This is a genomic window from Mycobacterium sp. D16R24 (assembly GCF_002013385.1).
In the GTDB taxonomy this organism is placed as follows: Bacteria; Actinomycetota; Actinomycetes; order Mycobacteriales; family Mycobacteriaceae; genus Mycobacterium.
On record NZ_MAEV01000016.1, the window covers coordinates 138,139 to 164,104 of the forward strand.

Below are 25,966 nucleotides of genomic sequence, written 5' to 3' on the forward strand. Positions count from 1 at the left end.
CCACCCAGGGAACTTTATCCGGAGCCGGTGACCAGTTCGGCGAAACGCGCCGCGTGATGATCCCAGCGCCAATGATCGGTCACCCAGGTGCGCCCCGCTGCCCCCATCACGGCCGCGCGTGCCGGATCCGACAGGATCTGGACAATCGCATCGGTGATCGCGGGCACGGACCTGCCGTCGACAACGAGTCCCGTCTCTCCATCGCGCACGGTTTCCGGTGCGCCCCCGGAGTTTCCGGCGACCACCGGAACACCGCAGGCCGACGCCTCCAGAAACACTATGCCCAGGCCCTCCACATCGAGCCCCGCCCCGCGCGTACGGCAGGGCATCGCGAAGACATCGCCCATCGCGTGATGAGCGGGGAGCTCTTCCCACGGCACACCGCCGGTGAACACCACGTGCTCATCGACGCCGACTCGAGTAGCCAACGCACGCAACGGTTCCGCATACGGCCCGCCACCCACGATCACCAGCGCCGCACCGTCCACCCGTTCCCGGATCGCCGGCAGCGCCTCGATCAGCATGTCCTGGCCCTTGCGTGGGACCAGCCGGGACACGCACACGATGGTCGGCCGCTCGCCCAGCCCGTAACGCCGCCGCAGCTCCTCGCGCGCGCCCGGGTCGGGGCGGAACCTGCCGGTGTCAACACCGGCCGGTAGATGTTCGAGTGCGGCGCGCGGACCGAAGGCCGCGGCGAAGCGACCGCGCGTGTAGCGGCTGACATAGGTGATCACATCGGTGCTGTCCCCGATCTGCCGCAGCGCGGACCGCGCCACCGGAAGCATCGACCAGCCCACTTCATGCCCATGCGTGCTGGCCGCTGTCACGGTGGCTCCCGCCGCCTTGGCCACCGAGGACAACAAAGCGAGCGGCGCGGCCGCCCCGAACCACACCACATCCGAGCGCTGCGATCTGATGAGGTCCACCATGCGCTGCCGGACGCCGGGTCCAGGAAGCATCAACGAGGTCGGGTGGCGCACCACCTGGTACTCGGCGGCGGCATCGTAGCGTTCACACCCCTTCCACCGCGGTGCGTAGACAGTCACCTCATGCGATCCGGCCAGCCGGATCACCAACTCCTGCAGGTAGGACTGAATGCCGCCGGGCCTGGGTGGAAAATCGTTGGTGACCAACAGGATCCGTCGTCGCTGGCCGCCAGGCTGAAGGGTCACGACGCCTACCGTAGTGGACGAGCGCCGAGCCAGCTCTGCCACTGCCGAACCAGCGTTGCCTCGTCGATGCCCAACACCCGCTGGATCGCCGCGCCGGGCGGGCCCGGCGCGAGATCCGCCCCATACCGGTACAGCTGCACAAGCTTGGGCTCGCCAAAGGTCTCGGCCACGTATTGCGCCACCGACCAGGCCTCCTCGTATGCCTGTGTGCGATGGGGCCCCGGACTGTCGATGTCGTCGTCGGTGGGTAGATGGCCCGGAATCTGGCCCGCGGCAAGGGCACTCGTCAACGTGGGCGCGGCGTTACGGAAGGGGGTACCGCTACCGCGGCGCCCGTTGTAGTCGGCCACGCCCTCCACCAGCCAGAGGGGCGCGTGGTCGCCGGTGACCGTGCGGGCCGCGGCATGGAAGAGCTCGTGGCGCAGCACCACCCGAAACTGATCGGGTGGCAGGGCCGCCGAGCCGGGCGCGAAGATCACCCGCTGCCCCACGGCAACTCCGTTGTCGACACGGTCGGCCACGGCGGCGGCGGCGATTCCGTCAGTGTGTTCGCCACCGACGAGGGCGGCGAACTCGGCATCGGTCCCGGCCGCGATCAGCAGCACCCCCGCACGCCATTGCGGGCCCCACAACTCCGACAGCGACGCCAGCGCACTGGCAATCTCATCGACGAGCCGCGGCGCCACCGAAGAGCCGGGGTGCCCGAGCACCACCACGTCCCGGTCCCCCGTCCGCGTCCGTGTCTCCACCACCGGCGCGAACTGCCAGGGCACGGCGACCGCGCTGGCGTCGAATAACCGCCAGGCGTCATTGTCGTGCAGCACACCGACCGTGACCGGGCGCCGGACGGCGACCGTGTCCACCCCGCTGACGGCGTAAACCAGCGCGGCATCCAGCATCCATTGCTGTTGCCGTGCAATGGGATTAGCCGGAACCTCGGCCGCCAGTCGGTACTCGAACGTGTCGGCCTTCAGCCCCGAGAGATTCTCCTGCACCCGCTGCTGAGCCTCGATGAACGCGGGCTTGTCGGGAGCGAGCACGGCGCGCAATGCCGCAACGTCATGGCTGCGCAACGCATCGGAGTAGCGCGTCAGCAATGCCTGAATCGCCGTGCAGACGTCGCTGGCCGGTGCGGCGGGCCGCGCTCGACAACCGCCGCAGAGAATCAGCACGAGCACCGCGAAGAACGATGCCCAGCGTGCTACCCGAGGCACGCGCGCACGAAGGCCGCGCCTCAGTAGCGACGCGCGTTATAGATCGGGCCGGATGACGTGATCGGCGCGACCGCGACCGGAACACCGTAGGTCGAGGCGTGCACCATCATGCCGTTGCCGACATAGATGCCCGTATGCGAGGCGTCCCCGTAGAAGTTGATGACATCGCCGGGCTGTAGGTCACTCAGCGCGACGGGTGTACCGCCACGTGCGAGTGCCTGGCTGGAGTGCGGCAGCGACACGCCCTGCTGGCCGTAGGCCCACATCACCAGACCCGAGCAGTCGAAGGCGTTGGGGCCCGAACCACCCCACGAGTAAGGCGCGCCGATCCGGGTCAATGCGGCCGCAACGGCGCTGGCGCCGACAGGCGAACCTCCGCCGCCGATGGCGGCCTCCGGTGCGGGTGCTGCGGCGGCGGCCTGCATCAGCGGCTCATCCGCAACCTGGCCCGGCTCGCCGGCCGGCGGCGGGGGCACGGGTGCCGGTGCCAGCAGCTGTGCACGCTGGCCGGGGCTCAGGGTGTTGTACTGCGACTTGACGACCGCGATCTGCACCTGCAGCTGGCTCTGCTTGGCCTGTAACGAAGCGCGTACATTCTTGGCCTGCTCGGCGGCCACCCGGGCCTGCTCGGCGGCGTCGCGGGACCGCTGCTCGGCCTGATCTGCCGAGGACTGCGCAGCGCGATAGTTGTCCATCCGGCCACGCATCTCGCCGCCCACGGTGCGTTGCACCGACAGCTGGTCGATTAGGTTCTGCGGTGAGTTTGACGTCAGCACGGCGCCGTAACCGCTGGTGCTACCGCCCATATAGGCGGCGACCATGGCCTTGTTGACGTCGACTTGGTAGGTGGACACCGCCATGCGCGCGGCCTTCGCGACGGCCTCATCGGCGAGAACAGCCTTTTCGGCATCGCGCTGGGCCGCCAGCTTGGCGTCGAGATCGATCTTCGCCGAGTTAGCCGCCTCGGACGTTGCCTCGGCCTGGCGAGACAGCTCGTTGAGCTTCTTGACGGCGTCGTTGTTGGGGTCCGCGGTCGCGATCTGACCACCCGTAAATACCCCACCGACCAGGGCGGCAGCAGTCACCGCGAGCATGGCGCGACGAAGTGGAGAGGGCGTCAATCGATCCGAATGATTCCGAAGAAGACGCCCGACACTCACTGACTACATCCCTTTACTGCAATGTGATCGCCGCGAACTACGGCGCCGATAGGTCTCAGACAGGTTACGAAATGGCATCGACATTGTCCACCGCAGTGTGGAATGACGTCAGTATCGCGTAAACGCCGGTTCTCCTCCCCGTTTCCGGGGCGGGCCATCATGCACCTATTTCGAGTGTGCCCTATGCGACTCCCGCATCGGGCGTCTTCGCCGAATCAGGCGTGTCGTACGCGCGCTGAATCGGCACCAGGCGCAGCCTGGGCGCCATCCCAGCCTGGGCCAGGACGGCCAGCGCGGCACGTTCATCGTCGGCGAGTGTCTGGGGCACCCCTAACAGCACGCTGACCACGCAGTCGCCGCATCCCGGGCCGCGCATCGCGCAATCGTCGCAATCGATGAGCATGGCTCCTCCTCTCCTATGAGTCGTTCTTTCGGGTTCAGGCGGACGGTAACCGCGCCCACCGACAAGTGGACGGTCCCTGGCACGCTGTCGATATGACGGAACAGCCGCAGCCGGCACACCACGACCGCCGCCGGGCTGAATCCTTTGGAGACTCCGCCGACGGTTATGACCGTCATCGGCCCCGCTATCCGCAGCCGCTGATCGACGAGCTCGTATCCGGCGGGCAGACGCGCGCCCTGGATGTGGGAGCAGGTACTGGGATCGCGGCGGCACAGCTGGCCGCGGCCGGTGCCGAGGTGCTGGCGGTCGAACCGGACACGCGGATGGCACGGGTGGCGGCCGGGAAAGGCATCGCCGTCGAGGTGGCCACGTTCGAGGACTGGCGGCCGGCGGGCCGGATGTTCGATCTGGTGCTCTTTGCCCAGTCCTTCCACTGGGTAGAGCCCGCTGCTGCGCTGCCGAAGGTGTTGACGGTGCTTCGCCCCGGCGGTCGCCTCGCCCTGGTGTGGAACCGCATCGTGCCCACCACGCCGACACAGGACGAGCTGGACACCGTCTACGCCGATTTCATGGACACCACCCGGCGCCCCTCCATCGACACCGAGGACACCGTCTCCCCGGCCCTTGAGAAATCCGGGTACCACGTGCGGCACTCCCATTTTCTGGAGCGGCGGCACTTCCCCACGCGGGCGTACCTGGACATGGTCTTCACCTACTCCAATCACCTCGCGCTCGATGCCCCCGCCCGCGCCGTATTGCGGTCCCGGCTGGAGGAGAAGATCGGCGATGGCGGCGTCGAGACCACAAACGACGCACTCGCGCTGATCTGCACCCCCGTGGCGTGACGCCGATATGTCAGTCCCGGGTCTTACGGTCACGATATGACGCAACTGACCTTCGACGAGGTGCACTCCTCGCCGGGGTCGTCGGCGCAAGCCCTGCGTGACACCACCTTTGTCGTGGTGGACCTGGAGACGACCGGGGGCAGCGCGGAGAACGACGCGATCACCGAGATCGGCGCGGTGAAGGTGCGCGGCGGCGAGGTGCTCGGAGAGCTGGCCACGCTGGTCGATCCGAAACGATCGCTGCCGCCACAGATCGTCCGCCTCACCGGTATCACCTCGGCGATGCTGGTGGACGCACCGCCGATCGAGCAGGTGCTTCCGACATTTCTCGAATTCGCCCGTGGCGCAGTGCTGGTCGCCCATAACGCCGGCTTCGATATCGGGTTTCTCAAGGCGGCCGCGCGGCAATGCGGGATCGACTGGCCGCAGCCCACGGTGCTGTGCACGGTCCGGCTCGCCCGCCGGGTGTTGTCGCGCGAGGAGGCGCCGCGGGTCAGCTTGGGTGCCCTGGCTCAGCTGCTCGGCGCATCCACCACCCCCAACCACCGGGCCCTCGATGACGCCCGGGCCACCGTCGATGTACTGCATGCGCTGATCGGCCGGGTCGGCAACCAGGGCGTCGACACCATGGCAGAGCTGCGGCGGTACCGGACCCAGGTGCCCAACGCGTTACGCGACAAACGCTCGCTGGCCGATGGGATGCCTTACGCCCCAGGAGTTTATCTATTCCGCGGACCATCCGGCGAGGTGCTGTACGTGGGCACCGCTGTCAACCTGCACCGGCGCGTGCAGCAGTACTTCACCGGCGCGGACCCGCGCGGCCGGATGCGCGAAATGGTCACCATCGCCACCGCGGTGGACCACGTGACCTGTGCGCATCCCCTGGAGGCAGCGGTGCGCGAGCTGCGACTGTTGGGTGCGCACGCACCGCCCTACAACAGGAAGTCACGATTCCCGCACCGCTGGTGGTGGGTGGTGCTCACCGAGGAGCCATTCCCCCGTTTCGCCGTCGTCCGGACCACCAACGGGCGCCCGATGCTCGGCCCATTTCGAGCACGCGGCGACGCGGCGACGGCCGCCCTGGCACTGGCCCGGTTCACCGGCGTGCGCACGTGCGCCGCACGTATCGGTGCCAACGGCCGGCACGGACCCGTCTGCAACGGCCAGTCCTATCCACACGACACCGCATCCCCGTGCCCTACCCCTGCCGGGGTGGACGCAAGCGAATACCGCGACGCGCTTATTCCGGTACTCGCGGTCCTGGCCGGCACCGAAGGACAACCGCTGCGCGCCATGTGCGACCGAGTGGCCGACCTGAGTGGTCTGCGACGGTACGAAAGTGCCGCACGCCAGCGCGATGCGACCGCCACCCTCGTCGAGGCACTGGCCCGCCAGCACCGCCTGCACGCCCTCTCGCGCATCGAGGAACTGATCGCCGCGCGGCCCGACGGTGCGGGCGGATGGCACATCGCCGTGCTGCGGCATGGACAGCTGGCCGGTGCGGCGGTCGCCCGCAGGGGTGTCCCCCCGGTGCCCGTAGTGGCGGTGGCTTCGGCATCGGCCCAAGTAGTACTGCCGACCCCTGAACCGTTCGGCGGGGCCGCACCCGAGGAAACCGGGCTGATCACGCGCTGGCTGGCCGAACCCGGTGTACGAATCGTGTCCTCGACAGATGGCTACGCCGAGGCGACGGGATGTTCGGGCCCCCTGCGGGATTGGGCGGCGACAGCGCGCAGCGCACGCATCGCGGATGCCGTCCACCACGACGACTGGGGAATGTCCGAGCTGATCAGACCTGGGCGTCCTGTTCCGTCCCGAGCCGTCGGCTGACGACGATCCACTTATCCAGCAGCGCCGCCGCTGCCCCTGAATCGATCGCGCTGGACACCAGCGCGAGTGCGTTCTCCCAGGCGGGCAGCCATTGGGCATCGCTGGACAGCCCGGCATGCGCCACCATGGCGCCCGCGGCGTTGAGCACCACCGCGTCGCGCACCGCGCCGGTTCCGCCGGCCAGGACCGCCCGAACCTCGGCGGCATTGAACTCCGGATCACCGCCGACCAGCTCCTCGAGCCGGGCACGCGCGAAACCAAATGCCGCCGGATCGAACCGCAGCTTGTCGACGGTGCCCGCCTGAACCCGCCAGATGGTGCTGGTTGTGGTGGTGGTCAGCTCATCGAGCCCGTCGTCACCATGCACGACCAACACACTGGACCCACGTCCGGCGAAGACCCCTGCCGTGACCTCCGCCAGGTCGGCGAACGCACAGCCGATCAATCCTGCCCGGGGGCGAGCCGGATTCGTCAGCGGCCCAAGCAGATTGAATACCGTCGGGACACCGATCTCACGACGCACCGCGGAGGCGTACCGGTACGACGGGTGAAAATGCGGCGCGAAGCAGAACCCGATTCCCACCTCGGCGAGGCTGCGCGTCACCTGCTTGGGCCCCAGGTCGATGCGTACTCCCAGCGCCTCCAGCGTGTCAGCGCCACCGGCCAGTGAGGAGGCGGCCCGGTTGCCGTGCTTGACCACCGGCACACCGCACGCCGCCACCACAATGGAGGCCATGGTCGACAGGTTCACGGTGTTCGCGCCGTCGCCCCCGGTACCGACGATGTCCACGGCGTTCGCGCCGATCTGTTCACCCGAGGCAAATCCGACCGCGTGCGAGAGCATGGTGTCGGCCAGCTCCCCGACTTCGGCGGACGTCGGGCGCTTCATCCGCATCGCCACCCCGAAGGCCGCGATCTGGGCGGGGGTGGCCGCGCCCGTCATGATCTGGTCCATGGCCCAGCCCGCCTGACCCGCCGACAGGTCACGACGGTTGGTCAGCTCGCCCAGTACCAGGGGCCAGGAATGTTCGGGCACGCCGCAAATGGTCCCATGGACACAACGTTGACAACAAAGGACCAATTGCCCTCCGGGCACACCGCGACACGCCGGGCGGCGGCGGCCGACACCACTCTCATCAGAGGCCACACACGTTGTGGAGAGTCGGTCACAAATCAATGTCGGACCCGGGTGGCTCTCGACAACTACAAAGCGTCATACTTACGACGTGACGACCGCAGCAGCCCCAGGATCGCCGGCGGGAACCGCCATTACCCAGCGGGTTCATTCACTGAACCGGCCCAACATGGTGAGTGTTGGCACCATTGTGTGGCTTTCCAGTGAATTGATGTTCTTTGCTGGACTCTTCGCGTTCTACTTCACTGCCCGGGCCCAGTCCGGTGGCAATTGGCCGCCGGAGCCCACCGAGCTGAACCTTGGTCTTGCCATCCCCGTCACCGCCGTGCTGGTCGCCTCGTCCTTCACCTGCCAGATGGGTGTGTTCGCCGCGGAGCGTGGCGATGTGTTCGGACTGCGCCGCTGGTACGTCATCACCCTCATCATGGGCACCTTCTTCGTCCTCGGCCAGGGCTACGAGTACATCAACCTCGTGCATGAGGGCACCACCATCGCCGGCAGCGCCTATGGCTCAACCTTCTACTTGGCCACCGGCTTCCACGGTCTGCACGTCATCGGCGGGCTGGTCGCCTTCATCTATCTCCTGGTTCGTACCCGGATGAGCAAGTTCACCCCTGCCCAGGCAACCTCCGCGATCGTCGTGTCGTACTACTGGCACTTCGTCGACATCGTGTGGATCGCATTGTTCGCCACCATCTACTTCGTCCGATGAACCAGCCCGACTCGGTGAAGGGAGCCCCACAGTTGAGCGTGGAGCCCGTCAACAACACAGCCGCCAAGAAACGCGCACGCCGCAAGTTCCGCCGTCGCATCTCAGCAGGTTTGCTGCTGCTGATCGCGCTGGTAGTGGCCGGCGGCTTGGCCTCGACCTTTACGCCCACCCCGCAGGTCGCGGTGGCCGACGAGGACAAGTCAGCGCTGCTGCGCACCGGCAAGCAGCTGTACGAGACCTCGTGCATCACCTGCCACGGCGCCAACCTGCAGGGTGTACCCGACCGCGGCCCCAGCCTCATCGGCGTGGGCGACGCGGCCGTCTACTTCCAGGTCTCCACGGGCCGTATGCCGGCCATGCGCAACGAGGCCCAGGCCCAGCGCAAGGACCCGATCTTCGACGAGGAGCAGACTGACGCCCTCGGCGCGTACATCCAGGCCAACGGCGGCGGACCCCAGGTCATCCGCGACGGCGACGGCGCAATCGCTCAAACGTCGTTGCGCGGCAATAACATCGCCCGCGGTGGCGACCTGTTCCGGTTGAACTGCGCGTCCTGCCACAACTTCACCGGCCGCGGTGGGGCCCTGTCATCGGGCAAGTTCGCCCCCGAGCTCGATCCGGCCAATGAGCAGCAGATCTACACCGCCATGCTGACCGGCCCGCAGAACATGCCCAAGTTCTCCGACCGCCAGCTGACCCCCGACGAAAAGAAGGACATCGTCGCCTACGTCAAGGCTTCGACCGAGACCCCCGATCCGGGCGGTTACGGCCTGGGCGGCTTCGGACCGGCTTCTGAAGGTATGGCCATCTGGATCATCGGCATCGTCGCCGCCATTGCCGCGGCACTGTGGATTGGAGCGCGCGCGTGAGTGGCGATCCCAAAGTAGAGATTCCCAGCGACGAGCAGCTCGCGGCCATGAGCCGCGATGAGCTGGTCAAGCTCGGTACCAACCTCGACGGCGTCGAGATCGTCTACCGCGAACCACGCTGGCCCGTGGAGGGCACCAAGGCCGAGAAGCGCGCCGAGCGTCTGATCGCCCTGTGGTTCGCCCTCGGCGGAGTGTTTGGCCTGGCCCTGCTCGGTGTGTTCCTGTTCTGGCCCTGGGAGTACAAGCCATTCGGCGATCCGGGGAATGCCGCGTACAACCTCGCGACACCGCTGTACGGCCTGACCCTGGGCCTTTCGGTGCTCTCACTGGGTATCGGCGCGGTGCTGTACACCAAGAAGTTCGTTCCACAGGAGATCTCGATCCAGGACCGCCACGACGGGCCGGGCTCGTCCGAGGTGGACCGCAAGACCATCGTCGCGCAGCTGCAGGACACCCTGGAGACCTCGACGCTCCCCCGCCGCAAGATGGTCATCCGGGCTCTCGGGTTCGGCGTCGGCGCGATGGGCGCCGGCACCGCCGTAGCCTTCATCGGCGGCCTGATCAAGAACCCGTGGGCACCCGTGGTCCCCACCGCCAACGGCAAGCAGCCGGTGCTGCTCACCAGCGGCTGGACCCCGCGGTACAAGGGCGAAACCATCTATCTGGGCCGAGCGGTCGGCAGCAGCTCCCAAATCCTGCTGAAGGTCCGCCCCGAGGACATCGACGCCGGTGGCATGGAGACCGTGTTCCCGTGGCGCGAGTCCGATGGCGATGGCACCACCGTCGAATCGCACGAGAAGCTGTCGCATATCTCCATGGGCGTACGCAACCCGGTGATGATCATCCGGGTGCGCCCCAGCGATATGGGCAAGGTGATCAAGCGCAAGGGACAGGAAAGCTTCAACTACGGCGACCTGTTCGCGTACACCAAGATCTGCTCGCACCTGGGTTGCCCCACATCACTTTTCGAGCAGCAGACCTACCGCATCCTGTGCCCGTGCCACCAGTCGCAGTTTGACGCACTGCACTTCGCCAAGCCCATCTTCGGGCCGGCCGCCCGTGCGCTGGCACAGCTGCCGATCACCGTCGACAAGGACGGATACCTCGTCGCCAATGGCGACTTCGTCGAGCCCGTCGGACCCGCATTCTGGGAGCGCAAATCATGAGCGAAACAGCCCAAAAGCCGTCCCGCCTAGGCAAGCAAGCTGAGGCGATCGACTCTCGGTATCACCTCGCCGCCGGGATGAAGCGGCAGATCAACAAGGTCTTCCCGACGCACTGGTCGTTCATGCTCGGTGAGATCGCGTTGTACAGCTTCATCATCCTGCTGCTCTCGGGTGTGTATCTGACTCTGTTCTTCGACCCGTCGATGGCCGAGGTCACCTACAACGGTGTCTACCAACCGCTGCGCGGTGTGCAGATGTCCAAGGCCTACGAGACCGCGCTGAACATCAGCTTCGAGGTTCGCGGTGGCCTCTTCGTGCGACAGATCCACCACTGGGCAGCGCTGATGTTCGCGGCCTCGATCATGGTGCACCTGGCGCGCATCTTCTTCACCGGCGCGTTCCGCCGACCCCGCGAAGCCAACTGGGTGATCGGCTCGCTGCTGCTGATTCTGGCGATGTTCGAGGGCTACTTCGGTTACTCGCTGCCCGACGACCTGCTCTCCGGTATCGGTCTGCGCGCCGCGATGTCATCGATCACCTTGGGTATCCCGGTCGTCGGCACCTGGATGCACTGGGCGCTGTTCGGCGGCGACTTCCCCGGCAACATCTGGATCCCGCGCATGTACGCGCTGCACATCCTGCTGATCCCCGCGATCATCCTGGCCCTCATCGGGGTGCACCTGGCACTGGTGTGGTACCAGAAGCACACCCAGTTCCCCGGCCCGGGTGCCAAGGAATCCAATGTGGTCGGCGTGCGCATTCTCCCGGTATTCGCACTGAAGGGCGGAGCCTTCTTCGCCTTCACCACAGCCATCCTGGCGCTGATGAGTGGCCTGCTGCAGATCAACCCGATCTGGTTGTTGGGCCCCTACAAGCCCTCACAGGTGTCGGCGGGCAGCCAGCCCGACTTCTACATGCAGTGGACGGAAGGCCTGGCGCGTCTATGGCCTGCCTGGGAGCTGTACATCTTCGGGCACACCGTGCCCGCAGTTTTCGCGGTGGCGATCATCATGGGCGTGGTCTTCGGTCTACTGACCATGTACCCGTTCATCGAGAAGAAGCTGACCGGCGACGATGCGCATCACAACCTGCTGCAGCGTCCGCGTGATGCTCCGGTACGCACCGCCATCGGTTCGGCGGCGATCTCGTTCTACATGATCCTGACGCTGGCCGCTATGAACGACGTCATCGCGCTGAAGTTCCATATCTCGCTGAACGCGACGACGTGGATCGGCCGCATCGGCATGGTCATCTTGCCGATCGTCGTCTACTACCTCGCCTACCGGTGGGCCATCGGCCTGCAGCGCAGCGACCGCGCGGTGCTCGAACACGGCATCGAAACCGGCATCATCAAACGACTGCCGCACGGTGAATACATCGAGCTGCACCAGCCACTGGCCGGAGTCGACGAACACGGCCACGCCATCCCGCTGGAATACCAGGGTGCCGCAGTGCCTCAGCGCATGAACAAACTCGGATCCGCCGGCGCACCCGGCACCGGCTCGTTCCTGTTCGCCGACCCCGCCGACGAACAGGCCGCACTCGTGGAGGCCGAGCACGAAGCGCACCACAAGTCGCTGCTCGCTCTCAAGGAGTACCAGGACGGCGAGCCGTCGACGAACGGTCACGGCCACTAGAAGTCAGCTCGACGATTGGGCCCCGCATACGAAAGTGTGCGGGGCCCAATGTTTTACCCTGGCTGTATGCAGGAGATGACGCGCGAGCAATGGTGGGCCTTCGCCACCGAGGGCACCCGCACCGGAATGCTCGGCCTGGTCCGGGCCAACGGCGCACCCATCGTGACGCCGGTGTGGTTCCTGCTCCACGAGGGCTCCGACGGCGATGAGCTGATCTTCACGACGGGCACGGAAACCTTGAAGGGCAAGGCCATTCGGCGAGACCCACGCATCTCGCTGGCCGTCGACGACCAGCGGCCACCGTACTCCTACGTCCAGTTCTCTGCGGAGGCGCGGCTGAGCAACGATCTCGACGAGATGCTCGAGTGGGCGACCAGGATCGGTGGACGTTACATGGGCGCCGAGCTGGCCCAGGACTTCGGCCACCGCAACGCGGTCCCGGAAGAGTCACTCGTGCGGGCCACCATCACGAAAGTCATTGCCCGCGCTGGGATCGCGGACTAGGACGACGACGCGCCGAGCTCACGCAGCTTCTTGAGGGTCTGCCACGGAATCGCGCCCATCGCGCAGGTAATCACTCCACCGAACACGAACGCGACGATGGCGGCGGTCTCACTGTTCACCGCCAGCAGGTAGGTACCGGTGACCACCGCCAGCAGTGCCAGACCGATCCCACCAGCGATCCCTACCGTGGCGCGCAGCCACAGCCGGTCGGCTGCTGCCGATTTCGACGCTGCCTCGGCGGCGGCCCGGTATGCCGGCGACCCGGGACCGTTGTAGTCCTTGGGAGCATGGCTCACGGGGTCCACGAGACCGCCGAATGTCTTGAGTTTTTCGGTCGAGGCCTCCGCGGGAGGAGGACCTGACGGCACGCTGCGTGCACCGGAGGCATTGGCCGGCTTAGCTGCGGCTTTTGATGCGCCACGCCTCGTGGGCCGGGTCGCCGTCTTACGGGCGCGCAACAGCAGCGGAACGGCGCCGATGATGACGGCAAGCGACACCCCGATGACGATGTAGATCCCCCACGAGCTACCAGCGGACCCTGTCGAGTCCTCCCCCACTCCCGTCATCACGACGATGGCGCCGACCAACATCCCGACGAACGCCAGCCAGATCACGGCGCACAACCCGATCAGCATCCGGTCGACGGACTCGGGAGAGGATCGCCGCACCGGACCGGCAAGTGCCTCCAGCGGCTTGGCCAATCGACCCGCTGGCATCAGCAGGTTGCCTGGGCCGAGTTGTTGTTGTTGGAGGACAGCACCTGACCGTCGCTGGTAGTAATCGTGCAGTTGAGCTGGCTCAAGCGCAGCATGCTGCTCGCCGATACCGAACCAATCTCCGAGTTGGAGATCGGGGTGACGGTGATAGACCACGGGATGTACGCATTCGGCGCCACCCGGGTACGCCCTTGAGGGTCTATGTAGGTGATCGTGATGCGGTCGAGCGGCGCCTTGGAACCCGTCACCGCGTACGTGATCTGCCGCGGCTGGGCCGGCGTCGTGGTCGTCGGGGGCGGAGGAGGCGGCGGTGTCGTGGTGGTCGTCACCGGCGGCGGGGCCTCATGCGTCGTCACCGGTGGAGGAGGCGGTGGAGGAGGCTCGACCGTCACCGTCTCAGTCACCGGCGGAGGAGGCGGGGGCGGTGGCTCCGTGGTCGGCGGCGGGGGCGGAGGAGGCGGCGGGGGCGTGGTGGTCGTGATGATCTCATTCCACGGCGTCGTGCTCGGGGTCGGCGTGACCGAGGTGCTCTTGGCGGCTCCAGTCGTCTCGTCCGAGCGCCCGGCTACCAGCAGCGCGACGGAGGCGACCAGGGTGATCGCGGCGATGATCGCCGCCACCCCGACGACCCACGGCCACCGCGGCGGAGGCGGCTCGTCGCCATCGACCAGCTCGGTGTCGTATTCGTCGTACGGCACGTACGGGCTGGTGAATTGCTCGGATTCGGGGGCCGAGTACGCCTGCGAATGAAACGCGGAAGAGTCCGCCCCGGAAGAGTCAGCAGCCGCGGCATCGCCCTTGTCCAGGTTCGGACCGTCCAGATCCGGAACTTCCCCGGGAGTCCCCGACCCTGGGTTGTCCGTCCCACTCATCTACACAAGTTCCTTTTCGTCACTTCCCGCTCCCCGGCGGGCTACCTGCCTGAGGCGCCATGGCAACGATAGCCAAAGCCATCCGGGGCGACGAAACCCGACGGCCGCAAAAACCAAACTGACCACCGGATTGTTATCGAAAACGTGAGAGTGCACACGGAGATGTCACACCAGTCACGGGAGTCTCGCGGCAAAGCACGAGCACGCCCGTGGGACACGGCGCGAAAGACGCGATGAGCTAGTGCTTCTCCGGCCCGACGTGGTACTCGAAGACCAGCCCGGCGACGGCGCTGAGCACGAACACCGCACCGGCGGCAATCAGCCACGGCAGCCACAGCGCCACACCCACGGCGGCGGTGGCGGCGGCCAGCGCGATCATGATCGGCCACCAGCTGTGCGGGCTGTAGAAGCCCAACTCTCCAGCGCCGTCGGCGACCTCTGCGTCCTCGTAATCCTCGGGCCGGGTGTCCAGACGCCGGGCCACGAAGCGGAAGAAGGTCGAGATGATCAGCGACAGACCTGTGGTCATCACCATGGCAGTGGTTCCCGCCCACTCCACACCGCCGTTGGCGTACAGGGCGGTGAGTACCGCGTAGACCACGGTCGCGACGGCGAAGAATCCGGTGAGGATCTCGAAGAGTCGGGCTTCGATATGCATACTGCGCTCCCTCGCCTAGTTCTTCGCCGCGTTGTTGTCCGCCGGCGCGAGCTCGCCGCGGCGGCCATCGAACGGTCTGGTGGTAATCGAGACCGGTGACTGCCCGATCGAAGCCAGCGCCTCGGCGTTGGACTTACCCGCCTTGCGCGCTTCCAGATAGAACTTGAAGTCATTGGGGCTGACCACGCGCAGCTCGAAGGCCATCATCGAGTGATAGGTGCCACACATCTCGACGCAGCGACCCACGAACGCGCCTTCCTTCAGGATCTTGCTGACCTGGAAGACGTTGTCGGAGTTATTGGCCTTGGGCTCGGGCATCACGTCGCGTGTGAACAGGAACGGGACCACCCGGAACGAGTGGACGACATCGGCCGAGGCCAGCTGGAACTCGATGCTCTTGCCGCTGGGCAGCACCAGCACCGGGATCTCCGAAGAGGTTCCGACGGTCTCGATCTTGTCGAAGTTCAGGTAGGTGCGGTCCTCACGGTTCAAGCCGCGCACCGGGCCGACAATCTCCTTACCGTGCGCGTCCTTGCCCTCGGGCTTGGAGCTCATGGCCTTCTTGCGCTCCGGATCGGCGCCCTCGTAGTTGAGGCTGCCGTCCTTGAACGCGACCTTCTGGTAGCCGAACTTCCAGTTCCACTGGAAGGCGGTCACGTCGACGACGACCTCAGGGTTCGGGTCCTTGTGCATGACCTTGTTCTGCACCACGACGGTGAAGTAGAAGAGCACCGCGATGATCAGGAAGGGCACCACCGTCAGGATCAGCTCCAGCGGCAGGTTGTATCCGAACTGGCGCGGGAACTCGGTGTCGCCCGGCTTGTGCCGGTGGAACGCGACGGTCCAGAAGGTGAGGCCCCACACAATGACGCCGACGACCAGCGAGGCGACGACCGCCCAGGTCCACAGGGGAGCCATGTAGTCGTGGGCCTCGGGGGTGATGCCCTCGGGCCACCCGAACCGGAGCACTTCTTGGACGCTACAACCGCTGAGCAGGAAGCTCGCCGCGCCCAACAGCACCACAGTGGCCAGCAGGGACGGCCGTGAGCCGGACCGTGTCCGAGCCTTTTCGCCCACGTGGCTCATCGGTGACGTCACGTTTTGCAGCCTCCTGTTTCGGTCCAGAATCCATCGCTGACCAGTGGCAGCAATCGAATACTACGCAGCGTAGACCACGCGGTCGCATCGGGGCAGCGACGGGGCCGGTGTCGGGACCATGGTCCCGTGATACGTCCGGCGATGTTGCATACTTGGCCGCGTGTGTGGACTGGTGGCGTGGCTGGGACCGCCCGGGTCTTCCCTCGAATCCCATAGCCCCGCGGTAGATGCGGCGATGGTGCATATGCGCCATCGCGGCCCCGATGAACCGGGGATTTGGCACGAGGAGAACGTGCTCTTCGGCTTCAACCGGCTCTCGATCATCGACATCGCACATTCACACCAGCCGTTGCGCTGGGGACCGGTGGACACCCCCGACCGCTACGTGCTGGTCTTCAACGGCGAGATCTACAACTACCTGGAACTTAGGGAAGCGCTCAGGTCCGATTACGGCGCCGTTTTTGCCACCGAGGGCGACGGTGAGGCGATCCTGGCGGCCTACCACTTCTGGGGTCCGGACGCGCTGTACCGGCTGCGTGGCATGTTCGCCTTCGCGATCTGGGACACGGTGGAACGCGAGCTGTTCTGCGCGCGAGATCCTTTCGGCATCAAGCCGCTGTTCATGGCGACAGGCCCGGGCGGCACCGCACTGGGCAGTGAGAAGAAATGCCTGCTGGATCTGGTGGAGCAGTTGGGCATCGGGACCGAACTGGACCTGCGGGCGCTGCAGCACTACACGACGCTGCAGTACGTTCCGGAGCCCGAGAGCCTGCACACCGAGATCAGGCGCCTGGAGTCCGGTTCGTATGCCCGCATCTCCCCCGGCCAGAAACCACGCGTCATGCGCTACTTCCCCGCCCGGTTCTCCGTCACGCCGTTCACCCGCGCGACCCGCCAGGCCCGGTACGACGAGATCACCGAGGTGCTCTCCGACTCGGTGGCCAAGCACATGCGGGCCGATGTCACGGTGGGATCGTTCCTGTCCGGCGGTATCGACTCGACGGCCATCGCCGCGCTGGCGATCCGGCACAACCCGAAACTCATCACCTTCACGACCGGCTTTGAGCGGCAAGGCTATTCCGAGGTCGACGTGGCGGTGGAGTCAGCCGAGGCCATCGGCGCCCGGCATGTGGTGAAGGTGGTCAGCCAGGAGGAGTTCGTCTCCGCGCTGCCCGAGATCGTCTGGTACCTAGATGATCCGGTGGCGGATCCGTCCCTGGTGCCGCTGTTCTTCGTGGCCCGGGAGGCGCGTAAGCACGTCAAGGTGGTGCTCTCCGGCGAGGGCGCCGACGAACTCTTCGGCGGTTACACGATCTACCGGGAGCCGTTGTCGCTCAAACCTTTCGAGTACCTGCCCGGCGCGCTACGACGTGGTGCCGCGCGGCTTTCCGCCGCGATCCCGGACGGGGTACGCGGCAAGAGCCTGCTGCACCGTGGGTCAATGACACTGGAGCAGCGCTACTACGGGAACGCTCGCAGCTTCGATGACGAACAGCTGCGCGCGGTGCTGCCGCACTATCGTCCGGAATGGGGTCACCAGGACGTCACCGCCGCACTCTACGAGCGATGCGCGGGCTGGGATCCGGTGGCGCGCATGCAGTATGTGGATCTGTTCACCTGGCTGCGCGGCGACATTCTGGTCAAGGCCGACAAAGTGACGATGGCGAACTCGCTGGAGCTGCGAGTGCCATTCCTGGATCCCGAAGTGTTCAAGGTGGCCTCGCAGCTGCCTTACCGCGAGAAGATCACCCGGGAGACCACCAAGTACGCCCTCCGCAAGGCACTGGAACCCATTGTGCCGGCGCATGTTCTGCACCGGACCAAGCTCGGCTTCCCGGTACCCATCCGGCACTGGTTCGTCGACGGACTACTGCACGACTGGGCCCGTGAGATGCTGGCGACCACGCAGGCTGGGCACCTGATCGATGTGCCTGCCGTCGGCCGGATGCTCACCGAGCACGCCGCCGGGGTCAGCGATCACAGTCGCAGACTGTGGACGGTGCTGATCTTCATGCTGTGGCATGCGATCTTCGTCGAGCAGTCGGTGCGGCCGAACATCCAGGAGCCGCACTACCCGGTGCAGCTCTAGAGAGCGGCACCGATCTCGTCGGCTGCTTCCTGGCCATACGCATCGGCGAGGCGGGCCCGCGCATCATCGTGCGCCCACACCCATTCCTGGGTGCCGACAGTTTCCAGAACCAGCGTGGCCACAAGCGATCCCAGCTGTGCCGAACGCTCCAGGTTCAGGCCAGCGCTGCGACCGGTGAGGAATCCGGCACGCCATGCGTCACCGACACCGGTCGGGTCGACCTGCCCCTTCTCCGGGACCACGCCCACCTTAAGGGACGTGCCGTCCTTCTCGACGATCTCGACGCCGTTGGGCCCCAGGGTGGTGACCCGCAGCTCGACACGCTCACGCACGTCGGCCTCGGTCCACCCGGTCTTGGACAGCAGCAGATCCCACTCGTAGTCGTTGGTGAAGAGGTACTTGGCGCCGCCGACGAGTTCGCGGGCCTGTTCGCCCGAGAGCCGGGCCAGCTGCTGCGACGGGTCGGCCGCGAACGGCAACCCCAGGCTGCGGCATTCCTGCGTGTGCCGGAACATGGCGTCGGGGTCGTTGGCTCCAATGATGACCAATTCCGGTGTACCGGTGCGCGATACAACATCGGCAAGCGAGATGTCGCGGGCTTCGGACATCGCACCCGGGTAGAAGGACGCGATCTGCGCCATGTCCTGATCGGTCGTGCAGACGAAACGCGCGGTATGGGCGGTCTCGGAGATCAACACGGCGTCGCAGTTGACGCCGTGACCCTCAAGCCAGGATCGGTACTCGGCGAAGTCCGCACCCACGGCACCCACCAGAGCGGGCTTACCACCAAGCACGCCGATGGCGAATGCGATGTTCCCCGCGACGCCACCACGACGGATTTCCAGATCGTCCACCAGGAAGCTGAGGGACACCTTCTGCAGGTGCTCGACCAACAGCTGTTCGGAGAACTTCCCGGGGAAGTTCATCAGGTGGTCGGTCGCAATGGATCCGGTGACGATGATGGACACGCGTGAGACCCTTCGTAGGATTCGGGCAGATTGGGTAAGTCGAGAGACAACCCCAGAAGCTTACCTAGCGTAACTGTTCGGGTAGTTGTGTCCGATTGCTAGCCTGGATTGTTGGGGAGTGACAACCGGGGAAACGAAATTTCAGGAGAGTCAATGGCTGAGCCAGGTTATTCGACGGTGCCCTACCCTGGTTTGCCGCCCATGCCGCCTCCGGTCGACTACCCCGAACGCAAGCGCAAGCTGCCCGCATGGCTCGCGCCGGCCGCCGTAGTGGCGGCGCTGGTGGTGCTGGCACTGCTGCTCGGATTTCTGACCAAGAATTCGGGGGTATCCCACCGGCCCAGTGAAGCGAAGATCGAGCAGACCATCCAGGGCTACCTGGACGCGATGGCCAAGCTCGACGTCGTGACGCTGGCACGCAACGCCGGCTGTGGCCTGTACGACGCGGTGCGCGACAAGGACACCGACGACTCGATTGTGCGCGCCAACGCTCAACAGTTTGTGACAACGTTCGGAACGGCGACGGTGAAGTCGATCGACAAGGTCGTCTACTTCTCCGAGTACCAACTCAAGGTGCTGTTCACCGCGACGAGCCAGAAGCGAAAGGATGCTCCACAGGGGCAGGCCGAGCTACTGATCAACGAGGGCAAGATCTACGTCTGCTCCGCATACATGCGCGGAGCGAACGCGTTCTGATCAGTTGAAGGAATCGCCGCAGGCGCAGGAGCCGGTGGCGTTCGGGTTGTCGATCGTGAAGCCCTGCTTCTCGATGGTGTCCACGAAGTCGATCGAGGCACCCTGGATGTACGGGGCGCTCATCCGGTCCACGGTCAGCTTCACACCGTCAAACTCGGTCACGAGGTCACCGTCGAGGGTGCGGTCATCGAAGAACAGCTGGTACCGCAGACCCGCGCAACCGCCGGGCTGGACGGCGATGCGCAGCGACAGGTCGTCACGCCCTTCTTGGTCCAGCAGCGCCTTGGCCTTGGCGGCAGCGGCATCGGTCAAGACGGCACCATGGGTCTCCTCGGTGGAGGTGGCGGTCGATTCGTCTTGGACAGTCATGTGGGATCTCCCCTGCGTCGAAGCTCTCGGGTCGACGTCCGTATCGGAAACGTCTAGTGACCTCAACGGTACCTCGTCTGCGACTATTCCTACATCTATGCCCTAGCCACGTGACCAGTCACCGGCGATCTGGGCGGCCAAGCCGGCCAGCTGACCGGCCGCGTCCTCCATGGCCAGCTGCACAGAGCCCGCGAACTGGGCGATCGATTCGGCCCGCGCGATACCCGCCTGCTCATACTCACCGGCCGTGAGCGCCACCTGCCCGGCCAGCACCAGTACCCGGGTGCCGGCTGCCCCGGCGCGGCTCGCCACCGCTCCGGCCACCTTGCCGTGCAAGGTTTGGTCGTCGAACTTGCCTTCGCCGGTGATCACCAGCTCGACCCGAGCGATCGCAGCATCCAGGCCGGTGTGCTCAGCGACGATCCTCGCCCCCGACTCACGTCGCCCGCCCAGAGCCAGAAGCGCCGCCCCGATTCCGCCCGCGGCCCCTGCTCCGGCGAGATCACGCACGGAGCGGCCGGTTCCGGCCTCCATCTCGGTGACCCACCCGGTAAGCCTTTCCTCCAGGCGTGTGACGGTCTCCTGGTCGGCTCCCTTCTGCGGGCCGAACACCGCGGCCGCGCCACGGGCGCCCAGCAGCGGATGCTCGACATCACTGGCGACCACCAATTCGGTGGTCGCCAGCCGCCGACGGGCCGCGTCGATCCCGCCAAGACCCTCGATGAGCCCCGCACCCCCGTCGGTGCAACTGCTGCCACCGAGGCCAACCACGATCCGGGTGGCTCCACCATCGAGAGCCGCGGCGATCAGCTGCCCGACCCCGGTGCTGTGGGCACGCCAGGCGGTGTCGGCCGACGGCACGCGCCCAAGCAGCGGCAACCCACAGGCCTGCGCGCACTCGATGTAGGCGGTCGTTCCATCGAGTAACCATCCCGCGTCGACGTCGTCGTCCAGTGGGCCGCGCACCCGCACCGCGTATCGGTGCGCCGACGGCAGCTGCGCCGCCAGCACCTCGACGAAGCCAGGGCCCCCGTCCGATTGCGGGCTGAGGATGAGAATGTCGTCGGGGCGAGCCCGCTTCCAACCGTCCGCGATGGCGCTCGCCGCCTCGGTGGCGGTGAGCGTGTCGCCGAAGCTGTCGGGCGCCACCAGAATCTGACTCATTCGCGCAGGATAATCTGGGCGTGTGAATCTGCTCGGCCGAAAGAAATCCACCTCCGAAAACGGCACCGTTAACGCTGTCAGCGCGTCCTCTTCGCCGTCCGATGAGACGGACGTCACATCACCGGCGCAGGCCGGAAAGGGCCGCCCCACCCCGAAGCGGGACGCCGGCAAGCGTCGTGGACCTGTCGCTCCGGCCCCGTTGACCAGCGCCGAGGCCCGGCAGCGTCGTAAGTCCCTGCGCGGGCCGAAACTGTCGCGCGCGGAGCGCAAGGCCGAGAACGCCGAGCGGCGCTCCCGGATGGCCGACAGTCGCGAAAAGATGATGGCCGGAGACGAGGCATACCTGCTGCCCCGGGACAAGGGTCCGGTGCGCGCGTTCGCTCGCGACATCGTCGATTCGCGGCGCAATGTGCTGGGGCTGTTCATGCCCCTGGCGCTGTTCCTGATCTTCTCCATGTTCGCGGTGCCGTCCGTCCAGGTTCAGATGTGGATGACCCCGGCGATGCTGGTTCTCATGATCGTCATGATCGTCGACGGCGTCTTCGTCGGCAGACTCGTGAACAAACGTGTATCCGAACGTTTCCCGACCAGCGACGAGGGTGGCTTCAAACTCGGCTGGTATGCGGCGAGCCGTGCATCACAGCTGCGCAAGATGCGGGCACCACGTCCCCGGGTGAACCGCGGCGAGCCGGTCTAGCCTCACAGTGTCCGGGGCTCTTCGCGCCAGCGGCTCGTCGCCGGCCACCTCTCTGGTGCTCGGCGGAATTCGTTCGGGAAAGTCACGTTTCGCGGAGTCTCTGCTGCCCGCCTCGGGCCCCGTGCGATACCTGGCAACCGGGTCGTCGGTCCGTGAGGATGCCGAGTGGGCGCAAAGGGTTGCCACACACCGGTCTCGGCGTCCCGATCACTGGACAACCGCCGAAACAACGGATATCGCCGACGAGCTGCGCACGGGTGAGGCGGTGCCGACCCTTATCGACGATCTCGGGGGTTGGCTGACCGCGCTGATGGACAGCCGCGGCGCCTGGGACCGTGGCGGCGAGGTCGTCACCGCCGATATCGGTGCGCTGGTCGACGCGATCGGCGCCTACTCCAGCGACCTGGTGATCGTGAGTCCGGAGGTCGGGCTGTCCATCGTCCCCGCCACCGCATCCGGGCGCCTGTTCGCCGATCAGCTCGGAATCCTGAATCAGGCGGTGGCACAGCGCTGTCAGCGCGTGCTCTTGGTGGTGGCCGGCCAGCCGCTGGCGATCAAGGGAGCTACCGCGTGACCAGCGGCGAGGCGCCGCGATTCGCCCCGGTCTCGGCACCCAATCCGGATATCGCCGCCGCCGCCCGCGACCGGCAACGGCAACTCACCAAACCGGAGGGCGCGATGGGGCGGCTGGAAGAGCTCTCGGTGTGGGTATCGGCCTGCCAGAATCAGTGCCCCCCTACGACATTCCAACGGCCGAGGGTGGTCGTTTTCGCCGGTGATCACGGTGTGGCCTCCGGTGGTGTATCGGCCTATCCCCCGTCGGTAACAGCCCAGATGGTGCGGAACATCGATGCGGGTGGGGCCGCGGTCAACGTGCTCGCCGCGCTCGCCGGGGCCAGCGTGCGCGTGGTCGACATTGCCGTCGATACCGATGGTTCATTGACCGAATCCCTGGCCGCCCACAAGATTCGCCGCTCCAGCGGCAACATCGCGGTGCAGGACGCCCTCACCATCGAGGAGACTCACGCCGCGCTGGCCGCCGGAATCGCCCTGGCCGACGCCGAGATCGATGGCGGAGCCGATCTGCTCATCGCGGGCGACATGGGCATCGGTAACACCACGCCGGCAACGGTCTTGGTGGCGGCCTTGACCGCCAGCGAGCCGGTGGCGGTGGTGGGTCGCGGCACCGGGGTCGACGACGCCGGCTGGGCACGTAAGACCGCCGCCGTGCGCGATGCGCTGCGCCGCACCAAGGATGTGCGCACCGACCCGGTCGCACTACTTAGTCGAGCAGGCGGTGCCGATCTGGCGGCAATCACCGGCTTCGTGGCGCACGCCGCGGTGCGGCGCACCCCCGTGTTGCTCGATGGGCTGGTGGTGACCGCGGCGGCATTGGTGGCCGAACAGCTCGCACCGGGGGCGCGACAGTGGTGGCTCGCCGGACATCGCTCCACCGAGCCCGCACATTCTCTTGCCCTGCAACGCCTTCGGCTGGAACCCGTATTGGATCTGCAGATGCGGCTGGGCGAGGGTTCCGGCGCGCTCGTCGCGCTGCCCGTCTTGCAGGCCGCCGCGGGCACGCTGGCCCAGATGGCGACGTTCGACGAGGCCCGAATCGACGGGCCAGGCACGTGAACCGGCTGCTGCGGCTACTCCGGCCCGTCGGCGGCGCATTCGAGTTCGCCACCGTGGCACCGGTTCCCGCGCGGCTCGCCGGGTCGCTCTCGGGTCCGGTATTGGGAGCGCTACCGGTGGTAGGCGCCGCCCTGGGTGCGCTGGCCGCGGCCGTCAGCTGGATCATGCACTTCGCGTACATGGCGCCACTGGCCGGGCTGGCAGCGGTCACGGTGATGATCCTCGCGACGCGTGGACTGCATATCGACGGACTGTCCGACACCACGGACGGGCTGGGCTGTTACGGGCCACCGGAGCGCGCGCTCACCGTGATGCGCGATGGTTCGGCGGGACCGTTCGGGGTGGTGGCGGTCGTCATCGCCCTACTGGCGCAGACGTTGTCCTTCGGAGTGCTGGCTTCCCGGCAGGAGTGGCTGGCCATCGCGCTGGCGGTCGCGGTAGGACGGGTCAGCGCGGTCGTGGCGTGCCGCCGTGGGGTGCCCGGTGCCGCACACAGCGGCTTCGGTGCCAGAGTGGCCGGATCTCAACCACTGTGGCTCGCGGGAGTATGGGTGCTGGCGGCGATGGCCGTCGGCGTCATCGCACAGCCCTGGCGGCCGTGGCAGGGGCCGGCCGCGGTGGTCGTCGCGCTGGCCGTCGGCGCGCTCCTGGTACGCCATTGCGTACGCAGGTTCGGCGGCATCACGGGCGACGTGCTGGGCGCGAGCATCGAGGTGACCACCACACTGGCCGCGCTCGGGTTCACGGCTTCATGACGCGACGACGAAAGATTCATCAAGAGTTCGTGGCCGTACCGGCCTGTGCGGTCGCGTTACCCGATGCAGTGGGCCACTATTCGAACCTATGCCGCGCAACCCCGTGAACCCCGCCGGTGAGACACCGGATATGGGCATACCCGAGCCGATCGCCCGATCGATGTCGATGGCCGAGCAGTACGAGTGGCATCGCGGGTATCTAGGCCGTCACGCGGTGTCCCGCCGCAACTTCCTTCGCGGGTCGGCCGCGGCCGCTGCAGTCGCCGCACTGGGGGTATCACCGTTTGGGCGGCGTGCGTATGCGGACGACTCCCCCCTGAGCGTGGCCGGCAGGCGCGTCGGGTTCGGCGCCGACTCCTCCAGCCAGCTCAGCTTTTCCGGGCAGCTGTCCAGGAATCCGCACGGCACCAAGATCTTTCTTGACCACGGCCCCACGCCTGAACTCGGCGCCTCCCTGGAAGCCGAGGTCCGCAATCTGGTGACACAGATCCCGTCCAGCGACCATGGTGTGCTGGCTGCCGAACAGTTCTACGTCCACGCGCCCGTGCAGGGGATCGGCGGCGGTACTAAGCATTTTTACCGCTGGCGCAGCAGCGACGGGTTCCTCAGCGACACCCGTTCGGCCGCGTCGGCCATGCCATCGGCGCGAAACGCGCTCGCCCCCTTCCGTTTCACCATGATGGGTGATCAGGGCACCGACGAGACTCCGTCACTCCCACCGGGCCTGCCCGCCGGTGAGTACGACGACAACTACTACAGCGCGGACAACGACCCTGCCGTGTCACACACGCAGAACGTCTTGAACCAGATCATGGCGTGCCGACCCGATTTCCACATCTTGGCCGGCGATATCGCGTACGCGGACCCGTCAGGAATGGGGAGAAAGCCCCAGTTCGTGCCCTCCGGCGCCAAGCCCGCAACCGGGTTCGACAAGTACAACCCGTTTGTCTGGGATGTCTATCTGACATCCATCGAACCCAGCGCCTCCATCACACCGTGGATGTTCGCGACCGGTAACCACGACATGGAGGCGGCGTACGGAAACCACGGCTACGGCGGGCATCTGGCCCGTCTCGGTTTTCCCGGCAACGGCCCCGCCGGATGCCCCTCGGCGTACTCGTTCACCTACGGCAATGTCGCGGTGCTCTCGCTGGACGCCAACGATGTCTCGTATGAGATCCGGGCAAACACCGGCTACTCGGGTGGAGCCCAAACTGGTTGGGTGGAAAAGACTTTGGCGGCATACCGCGCCAACCCGAACATCGACTTCATCGTGTGCTTTTTTCACCACTGCGCTTACTCGACGACCCTCTCGCATGCCAGCGACGGTGGCGTCCGCGACGCGTGGTGCGCGCTGTTCGACCGCTATCAGGTGGATCTGGTACTCCAAGGGCACAACCATGTGTTCGAGCGCACCGATCCCATTCGTGCGAGGCGACCGACCACAGAGGCCGGCGACAATTCCATCGTCTACCCGGAATCGGATGGCACCGTGTACTACACGGTGGGATCCGCGGGCCGGCCCCGTTACGACTTTCAGCCAGGCGAGCCCGAGGGATACCGTGGCCGCGAGCTCACCGACACACTGGTTCCCAATAGCTC

26 protein-coding genes are annotated in these 25,966 nt (G+C 66.5%); 14 read left to right on the plus strand and 12 right to left on the minus strand.

Annotated features, from left to right (window positions below):
• Window positions 1-14 precede the first annotated feature (14 nt).
• From B4383_RS15190 to B4383_RS15205, 4 genes are all read right to left on the minus strand, one after another.
• Window positions 15-1,172, minus strand: a complete 1,158-nt coding sequence (locus B4383_RS15190) for a glycosyltransferase family 4 protein (protein ID WP_078291635.1) — start codon at window positions 1,170-1,172, stop codon at window positions 15-17.
• Between the two features lie 5 nt (window positions 1,173-1,177).
• Window positions 1,178-2,341: a hypothetical protein gene (locus B4383_RS15195; protein ID WP_078291632.1), complete on the minus strand. Its 1,164-nt coding sequence runs from the start codon at window positions 2,339-2,341 to the stop codon at window positions 1,178-1,180.
• Between the two features lie 65 nt (window positions 2,342-2,406).
• Complete coding sequence (ripC, locus tag B4383_RS15200; protein WP_286150639.1) at window positions 2,407-3,507, minus strand: peptidoglycan hydrolase RipC; 1,101 nt, start codon at window positions 3,505-3,507, stop codon at window positions 2,407-2,409.
• Window positions 3,508-3,727: 220 nt separating this feature from the next.
• Window positions 3,728-3,949 carry a hypothetical protein gene (locus B4383_RS15205; RefSeq protein ID WP_078291514.1) on the minus strand — a complete coding sequence of 74 codons (222 nt, stop codon included), beginning with the start codon at window positions 3,947-3,949 and terminating at the stop codon, window positions 3,728-3,730.
• Between the two features lie 92 nt (window positions 3,950-4,041).
• On the opposite strand from B4383_RS15205, the gene B4383_RS15210 reads away from it, so the two are divergent.
• The gene (locus B4383_RS15210; RefSeq protein WP_078291631.1) at window positions 4,042-4,794 is read left to right on the plus strand and encodes a class I SAM-dependent methyltransferase; all 753 of its coding nucleotides are present in this window, start codon (window positions 4,042-4,044) and stop codon (window positions 4,792-4,794) included.
• Between the two features lie 36 nt (window positions 4,795-4,830).
• Window positions 4,831-6,624: a DEDD exonuclease domain-containing protein gene (locus B4383_RS15215; protein ID WP_078291512.1), complete on the plus strand. Its 1,794-nt coding sequence runs from the start codon at window positions 4,831-4,833 to the stop codon at window positions 6,622-6,624.
• On the opposite strand, the gene trpD is transcribed toward B4383_RS15215, so the two are convergent.
• A complete protein-coding gene (trpD, locus tag B4383_RS15220; RefSeq protein WP_078291510.1) occupies window positions 6,584-7,660 on the minus strand; it encodes an anthranilate phosphoribosyltransferase in 1,077 nt (358 codons plus the stop codon). The two genes, B4383_RS15215 and trpD, sit on opposite strands and share 41 nt — an antisense overlap.
• Before the next feature lie 190 nt (window positions 7,661-7,850).
• On the opposite strand from trpD, the gene B4383_RS15225 reads away from it, so the two are divergent.
• The 5 genes from B4383_RS15225 to B4383_RS15245 all read left to right on the plus strand — a co-directional run bounded on the left by B4383_RS15225 (window position 7,851) and on the right by B4383_RS15245 (window position 12,647).
• On the plus strand, window positions 7,851-8,471 hold the full coding sequence (locus B4383_RS15225; protein ID WP_078291503.1) for a heme-copper oxidase subunit III: 621 nt from the start codon (window positions 7,851-7,853) through the stop codon (window positions 8,469-8,471).
• Window positions 8,468-9,340 carry a cytochrome c gene (locus tag B4383_RS15230; protein WP_078291500.1) on the plus strand — a complete coding sequence of 291 codons (873 nt, stop codon included), beginning with the start codon at window positions 8,468-8,470 and terminating at the stop codon, window positions 9,338-9,340. The genes B4383_RS15225 and B4383_RS15230 overlap by 4 nt, the downstream gene beginning before the upstream one ends.
• Complete coding sequence (locus B4383_RS15235) at window positions 9,337-10,506, plus strand: ubiquinol-cytochrome c reductase iron-sulfur subunit (protein ID WP_078291629.1); 1,170 nt, start codon at window positions 9,337-9,339, stop codon at window positions 10,504-10,506. Before B4383_RS15230 ends, B4383_RS15235 begins: the two co-directional genes overlap by 4 nt.
• The gene (locus B4383_RS15240) at window positions 10,503-12,143 is read left to right on the plus strand and encodes a cytochrome bc complex cytochrome b subunit (protein ID WP_078291496.1); all 1,641 of its coding nucleotides are present in this window, start codon (window positions 10,503-10,505) and stop codon (window positions 12,141-12,143) included. The genes B4383_RS15235 and B4383_RS15240 overlap by 4 nt, the downstream gene beginning before the upstream one ends.
• A 66-nt stretch (window positions 12,144-12,209) precedes the next feature.
• Window positions 12,210-12,647 (plus strand): PPOX class F420-dependent oxidoreductase, encoded by a 438-nt coding sequence (locus B4383_RS15245; protein WP_078291494.1) that lies wholly within the window; start codon window positions 12,210-12,212, stop codon window positions 12,645-12,647.
• Here the strand turns inward: B4383_RS15245 and B4383_RS15250 are convergent.
• From B4383_RS15250 to B4383_RS15265, 4 genes are all read right to left on the minus strand, one after another.
• Entirely contained in the window at window positions 12,644-13,363 is a 720-nt protein-coding gene (locus B4383_RS15250; RefSeq protein WP_078291492.1) for a DUF2561 family protein, read from the minus strand. The genes B4383_RS15245 and B4383_RS15250 overlap by 4 nt on opposite strands.
• Window positions 13,363-14,235, minus strand: a complete 873-nt coding sequence (locus B4383_RS15255) for an MmpS family transport accessory protein (RefSeq protein ID WP_078291490.1) — start codon at window positions 14,233-14,235, stop codon at window positions 13,363-13,365. The genes B4383_RS15250 and B4383_RS15255 overlap by 1 nt, the downstream gene beginning before the upstream one ends.
• A gap of 238 nt (window positions 14,236-14,473) precedes the next feature.
• Window positions 14,474-14,893, minus strand: coding sequence for a cytochrome c oxidase subunit 4 (locus tag B4383_RS15260; protein WP_078291488.1), 420 nt, complete (start codon window positions 14,891-14,893; stop codon window positions 14,474-14,476).
• Window positions 14,894-14,908: 15 nt separating this feature from the next.
• Window positions 14,909-15,979 (minus strand): cytochrome c oxidase subunit II, encoded by a 1,071-nt coding sequence (locus tag B4383_RS15265; RefSeq protein ID WP_139360806.1) that lies wholly within the window; start codon window positions 15,977-15,979, stop codon window positions 14,909-14,911.
• Between the two features lie 172 nt (window positions 15,980-16,151).
• On the opposite strand from B4383_RS15265, the gene asnB reads away from it, so the two are divergent.
• Window positions 16,152-18,080: an asparagine synthase (glutamine-hydrolyzing) gene (gene asnB, locus B4383_RS15270; RefSeq protein ID WP_078291486.1), complete on the plus strand. Its 1,929-nt coding sequence runs from the start codon at window positions 16,152-16,154 to the stop codon at window positions 18,078-18,080.
• On the opposite strand, the gene B4383_RS15275 is transcribed toward asnB, so the two are convergent.
• Complete coding sequence (locus B4383_RS15275; RefSeq protein ID WP_078291484.1) at window positions 18,077-19,048, minus strand: carbohydrate kinase family protein; 972 nt, start codon at window positions 19,046-19,048, stop codon at window positions 18,077-18,079. The genes asnB and B4383_RS15275 overlap by 4 nt on opposite strands.
• A gap of 153 nt (window positions 19,049-19,201) precedes the next feature.
• Between B4383_RS15275 and B4383_RS15280 the strand changes: the two genes are divergently transcribed.
• Window positions 19,202-19,744 (plus strand): hypothetical protein, encoded by a 543-nt coding sequence (locus tag B4383_RS15280; RefSeq protein WP_078291482.1) that lies wholly within the window; start codon window positions 19,202-19,204, stop codon window positions 19,742-19,744.
• On the opposite strand, the gene B4383_RS15285 is transcribed toward B4383_RS15280, so the two are convergent.
• Both B4383_RS15285 and B4383_RS15290 read right to left on the minus strand, forming a co-directional pair.
• Complete coding sequence (locus B4383_RS15285; RefSeq protein ID WP_030095452.1) at window positions 19,745-20,113, minus strand: iron-sulfur cluster assembly accessory protein; 369 nt, start codon at window positions 20,111-20,113, stop codon at window positions 19,745-19,747.
• A 102-nt stretch (window positions 20,114-20,215) separates the two neighbouring features.
• Entirely contained in the window at window positions 20,216-21,277 is a 1,062-nt protein-coding gene (locus B4383_RS15290) for a glycerate kinase (protein ID WP_078291480.1), read from the minus strand.
• A 22-nt stretch (window positions 21,278-21,299) separates the two neighbouring features.
• Between B4383_RS15290 and B4383_RS15295 the strand changes: the two genes are divergently transcribed.
• The 5 genes from B4383_RS15295 to B4383_RS15315 all read left to right on the plus strand — a co-directional run.
• Window positions 21,300-21,974: a DUF3043 domain-containing protein gene (locus B4383_RS15295; RefSeq protein ID WP_078291479.1), complete on the plus strand. Its 675-nt coding sequence runs from the start codon at window positions 21,300-21,302 to the stop codon at window positions 21,972-21,974.
• A gap of 7 nt (window positions 21,975-21,981) precedes the next feature.
• Window positions 21,982-22,548 carry a bifunctional adenosylcobinamide kinase/adenosylcobinamide-phosphate guanylyltransferase gene (locus tag B4383_RS15300; protein ID WP_078291477.1) on the plus strand — a complete coding sequence of 189 codons (567 nt, stop codon included), beginning with the start codon at window positions 21,982-21,984 and terminating at the stop codon, window positions 22,546-22,548.
• On the plus strand, window positions 22,545-23,609 hold the full coding sequence (gene cobT, locus B4383_RS15305; RefSeq protein ID WP_078291466.1) for a nicotinate-nucleotide--dimethylbenzimidazole phosphoribosyltransferase: 1,065 nt from the start codon (window positions 22,545-22,547) through the stop codon (window positions 23,607-23,609). The genes B4383_RS15300 and cobT overlap by 4 nt, the downstream gene beginning before the upstream one ends.
• Window positions 23,606-24,364, plus strand: a complete 759-nt coding sequence (locus B4383_RS15310) for an adenosylcobinamide-GDP ribazoletransferase (RefSeq protein WP_078291464.1) — start codon at window positions 23,606-23,608, stop codon at window positions 24,362-24,364. Before cobT ends, B4383_RS15310 begins: the two co-directional genes overlap by 4 nt.
• Before the next feature lie 88 nt (window positions 24,365-24,452).
• Window positions 24,453-25,966: metallophosphoesterase (locus B4383_RS15315; protein ID WP_078321080.1), on the plus strand; the 1,514-nt coding region annotated here is incomplete at its 3' end.

Excerpts from the sequence above, each read along its gene's own strand:
- B4383_RS15205 (WP_078291514.1), bottom strand. The coding sequence starts at position 3,949 with ATGCTCATCGATTGCGACGATTGCGCGATGCGCGGCCCGGGATGCGGC.
- B4383_RS15210 (WP_078291631.1), top strand. The coding sequence starts at position 4,042 with ATGACGGAACAGCCGCAGCCGGCACACCACGACCGCCGCCGGGCTGAA.
- B4383_RS15215 (WP_078291512.1), top strand. The coding sequence starts at position 4,831 with ATGACGCAACTGACCTTCGACGAGGTGCACTCCTCGCCGGGGTCGTCG.
- B4383_RS15230 (WP_078291500.1), top strand. The coding sequence starts at position 8,468 with ATGAACCAGCCCGACTCGGTGAAGGGAGCCCCACAGTTGAGCGTGGAG.
- B4383_RS15240 (WP_078291496.1), top strand. The coding sequence starts at position 10,503 with ATGAGCGAAACAGCCCAAAAGCCGTCCCGCCTAGGCAAGCAAGCTGAG.
- B4383_RS15245 (WP_078291494.1), top strand. The coding sequence starts at position 12,210 with ATGCAGGAGATGACGCGCGAGCAATGGTGGGCCTTCGCCACCGAGGGC.
- B4383_RS15250 (WP_078291492.1), bottom strand. The coding sequence starts at position 13,363 with ATGCCAGCGGGTCGATTGGCCAAGCCGCTGGAGGCACTTGCCGGTCCG.
- B4383_RS15255 (WP_078291490.1), bottom strand. The coding sequence starts at position 14,235 with ATGAGTGGGACGGACAACCCAGGGTCGGGGACTCCCGGGGAAGTTCCG.
- B4383_RS15260 (WP_078291488.1), bottom strand. The coding sequence starts at position 14,893 with ATGCATATCGAAGCCCGACTCTTCGAGATCCTCACCGGATTCTTCGCC.
- B4383_RS15265 (WP_139360806.1), bottom strand. The coding sequence starts at position 15,979 with ATGAGCCACGTGGGCGAAAAGGCTCGGACACGGTCCGGCTCACGGCCG.
- B4383_RS15280 (WP_078291482.1), top strand. The coding sequence starts at position 19,202 with ATGGCTGAGCCAGGTTATTCGACGGTGCCCTACCCTGGTTTGCCGCCC.
- B4383_RS15285 (WP_030095452.1), bottom strand. The coding sequence starts at position 20,113 with ATGACTGTCCAAGACGAATCGACCGCCACCTCCACCGAGGAGACCCAT.
- B4383_RS15290 (WP_078291480.1), bottom strand. The coding sequence starts at position 21,277 with ATGAGTCAGATTCTGGTGGCGCCCGACAGCTTCGGCGACACGCTCACC.